The organism is Actinomycetospora sp. (genome assembly GCF_055612215.1).
In genome coordinates, this window is record NZ_JBVPVA010001072.1 from 1 (window position 1) to 3,431 (window position 3,431).

3 protein-coding genes and 1 pseudogene are annotated in these 3,431 nt (G+C 75.9%); all 4 read right to left on the reverse strand.

All coding sequences use genetic code 11. The annotated features are described in order from the left end of the window. A pseudogene (locus AC0CYZ_RS28970) lies at window positions 1–233 on the reverse strand (lipoyl synthase); the annotation flags it as partial. Between the two features lie 41 nt (window positions 234–274). Continuing rightward, a complete protein-coding gene (gene lipB / locus AC0CYZ_RS28975) occupies window positions 275–1,009 on the reverse strand; it encodes a lipoyl(octanoyl) transferase LipB (RefSeq protein ID WP_472221572.1) in 735 nt (244 codons plus the stop codon). A gap of 107 nt (window positions 1,010–1,116) precedes the next feature. After that, window positions 1,117–2,397, reverse strand: a complete 1,281-nt coding sequence (locus AC0CYZ_RS28980) for an NAD(P)/FAD-dependent oxidoreductase (RefSeq protein ID WP_472221573.1) — start codon at window positions 2,395–2,397, stop codon at window positions 1,117–1,119. Between the two features lie 4 nt (window positions 2,398–2,401). Then, entirely contained in the window at window positions 2,402–3,292 is an 891-nt protein-coding gene (locus tag AC0CYZ_RS28985; protein WP_472221574.1) for a TIGR01777 family oxidoreductase, read from the reverse strand. Window positions 3,293–3,431 lie beyond the last annotated feature (139 nt).

Genomic DNA, 3,431 nt, shown 5'->3' on the forward strand with positions numbered 1-3,431 from the left:
GCCTCGCGGTCCTCCCAGCACTCGTAGATGTTGGGGCAGCCCGCCTCCTCGCAGACGGTGGCGAGCCCCGCCGAGCGCACCATGCCCTTGAGCTCGGAGAAGTTCGGGCCGGTCTGCACACGGGTGCGGATCCACTCGGGCTTGCGCTCGATGGGCGTCTGCGAGTTGCGGACCTCGAGGCGGAGCAGCTTGCGTCCCTCGGGAGCGGTCGCGGGCCCGGTCGTCGTGGTCACCCGTCCGACTTTACGCGCGTCGGCGGGTCGGTCGATCACGCTCAGCGCCCGGCGACCATCTCCACGGTGACGCCGCCGACGGTCGTGGCGTCGGGCCGGGGCAGCGGGTGGTCGGTGACCGGGAGGTCGCCCGAGCAGGCAGCCAGCACGGCCTCGCGGACGGCCGGACGGATCTCCTCGACGGTCACGCGGCGGTCGAGCTCGGCGGAGAGGCTGGTCACGCCGGCGTCGGCGATCCCGCAGGGCACGATGGTGCCGAAGGCGGCCAGGTCGGGGTCGGCGTTGATCGCGAACCCGTGCAGCGTCACGCCCCGGGCCACCCGCACCCCGATCGCGGCGATCTTGCGCTCGGGGCGACCGGGCCCGGCGGCGAGCCACACCCCGGAGCGCCCGTCGACGCGGCCGGTGGCCAGCCCGTAGCCCGCGCACACGTGGATGAGGGCCTCCTCGAGGCGGCGCACGTGGGCGACGACGTCGAACGGCTCCGCCAGCTTCAGGATCGGGTAGCCGACCAGCTGGCCGGGCCCGTGCCAGGTGATGCGGCCGCCGCGGTCGACGTCGACGACGGGGGTCCCGTCGGTCGGCCGGTCCTCGGGCTGGGTGCGCCGGCCGGCGGTGTAGACGCTGGGGTGTTCGAGGAGCATCAGCACGTCGGGGCCGGTGCCCGCGACGCGGGCGGCGGCGTGGGCGCGCTGCTGCTCCCAGGCCTCGGTGTACTCGACGGTCCCGAGGTCGAGGACCGTCATCGCCTCGGTGCTCGCGCGGTGGGAGCCCATGCGACCGAGGTTACCCGGGCCGCGACGACGGGGGTTTCCTGTCACCGCGGGTGCCAGCGAAGCGTCGACGCTTGCACCCAGTGGCAGGAAAGCCCCGTCGTGGATCGTCAGCCGAGCCGGGCCAGCGCCTCCTGGGCCGTACGCCGCCCGCTGACCAGGGCGCCCTGCACCGACGGGCTGTCCCGGTGGTCGCCGGCCACGAACAGGCCGTCGCCGAGGTCCACCGGGCGGCGCAGGCGCGGCGGGGTCGGAGGCAGCGTGGCCGGCAGCGCGTGCGGGATCGACACCGTGCTCAGGTGCTCCCACGACGCCGTCCCCTGCCCCCAGATCCGCTCCAGCTCGGCCCGCAGACGCGGCTCGGGCAGCGGCTCGCGGCCCAGCACCGTGGACGCGACGAGGTGGCGGTGGTCGGGGGAGTAGGAGGGCGCCGCCGCGGTGAGCACGACGGTGTTCACGACGGGGCCGCCGGTCCCGTCGAGGTGGAGGAGGCCTTCGCGGCTCGGCGGGGTGTCGGTGACGTGGTAGTGGGTGGTCAGGGCGAACGGGTGCGGCGCCTCGACACGGCCGCCCAGCATCGCGGCGGCGTCGGTGCCCTCGGTGGCGACGATCACCGCGCCGGCCCGGACGGACCCGCGGTCGGTCGCCACGTCCACCCCGGAGCCGGACGGCGTGAGCCCGGACACCCGCGTCTGCAGGTGCACCGTCCCCGCCGGCAGGCGCGCCGCGAGGTGGCCCGGCACGGCGCCGATGCCGCGCGAGGGCAGCGTCAGGTCCCCGAGCGCGAACGTCCGCCAGAACAGCGACACCACCCGCGACGACGTCGCGAGGTCCGGGTCCCCGGTCACCCCGGAGAGGAACGGGCGCAGGAAGCGCTCGGTCGCGCCGCCGGCGAGCCCGAAGCGGGCGAGGTCCGCCGCGGCGGAGCGCTCGGGAGCCCTCGACTGGCGCGACGGCGGGACGAGCAGGGACCGCAGCGTGTACGCGACGAGGCCGGCCTTCTCCCGCGGCCCGAGCAGCCCGGTCAGAGCGGTCCGTGGCGCCCAGCCCGGCCGGCGGCGCGGGTCCGCGACGCGGTGCAGGCGGCCGTCCTCGGTCCGCACCGCGGCCCCGGGCACGAAGGACCGCAGGTCGAGGGCCTCGAGGTCCACGGCGGCGCGCAGCGCGGGGTAGGAGGTGTTGAGGATCTGGAAGCCGCGGTCGACGAGGAAGCCGTCGACGACGTCGGTGCGCACCCGGCCGCCGACCCCGTCCGAGGCCTCGCACACCACCACCGAACGCCCGGAGCGCGCCACCGTCCGGGCCGCGTTGAGGCCGGTGAGCCCGGCGCCGACGACCAGGACGTCGACCGCGTCGGGAAGTCCGGGCTCGGGCAGTCCGGGCTGGGGCACCGCGTCAGCCGTCCAGCACCGCGGAGAGCGCGGCGTGCACGGTCGTGTGGGAGAACCCGTAGCCCTCGCGCTCCAGGACCCCCGGCAGCACCCGCTGGCTCACCAGTACGCCCTCGTCGGCGAACTCGCCGAGGACCAGGCGCATCGCGAAGCCCGGGACGATCCACGGGGCGGGCCGGTGGATGACCGAGGCCATCACGTTCACGAACTCGCGACAGGTGACGGGGGCCGGTCCGGTGGCGTTGAGCGGCCCGACGACGGAGTCGTGCTCGAGCGCCCAGGTGATGGCGCCGACCTCGTCGTCGAGGCTGATCCACGGCCAGTACTGCTCGCCGGAGCCCAGCCGGCCGCCGAGCCCGAACTTGAAGACCGGCCGCATGATGCCCATGAGCCCGCCCGCGGGGGAGAGCACGAGGCCGGTCCGGACCGTCACGACCCGGGCGCCCGCCTCGGCGGCCGGTGCGGTCGCGTTCTCCCAGTCGCGCACGACGTCGGGGAGGAACCCCCGTCCGCGCGCGCCCGACTCGTCGACCGCCACGGCCCCGGTGTCGCCGTAGTAGCCCACCGCCGAGCCGCTGATCATGATCGGGATGTCCCGGGCGGCGACCGCGCGGGCGAGCACGTCGGTGGGGACGAGCCGGCTGTCGCGCAGCTCCTGCTTGCGGGCGCCGGTCCAGCGCTTGTCCGCGATCCCGGCCCCGGAGAGGTTGATCACGGCGTCCACGCCGTCGAGGGCCTCGTCGTCGATGCGTCCGGACGGCGGGTCCCACCCGCGTTCGTCGGGGGCCTGCGGTGTGCGGCGGACCAGGCGGACGACCTCGTGGCCGGCGCTGCGCAGGTGGGGCACGAGCGCGGTACCGATGAGTCCCGACGACCCGGAGATGAGGACGCGCAGGGCGTGATCGTCGCGGAGTCGGGCGTGCGGCGCGACCCGGAACCGCCTGTCCCGACCCGTACGCCGTGTCCGGTTCGCCCGGATGCCCGACCCGGTGCGCGCGAAGGGCCCCCTCGCTCGGTGGAACCGAGCGCGGGGG

Excerpts from the sequence above, each read along its gene's own strand:
- lipB (WP_472221572.1), bottom strand. The coding sequence starts at position 1,009 with ATGGGCTCCCACCGCGCGAGCACCGAGGCGATGACGGTCCTCGACCTC.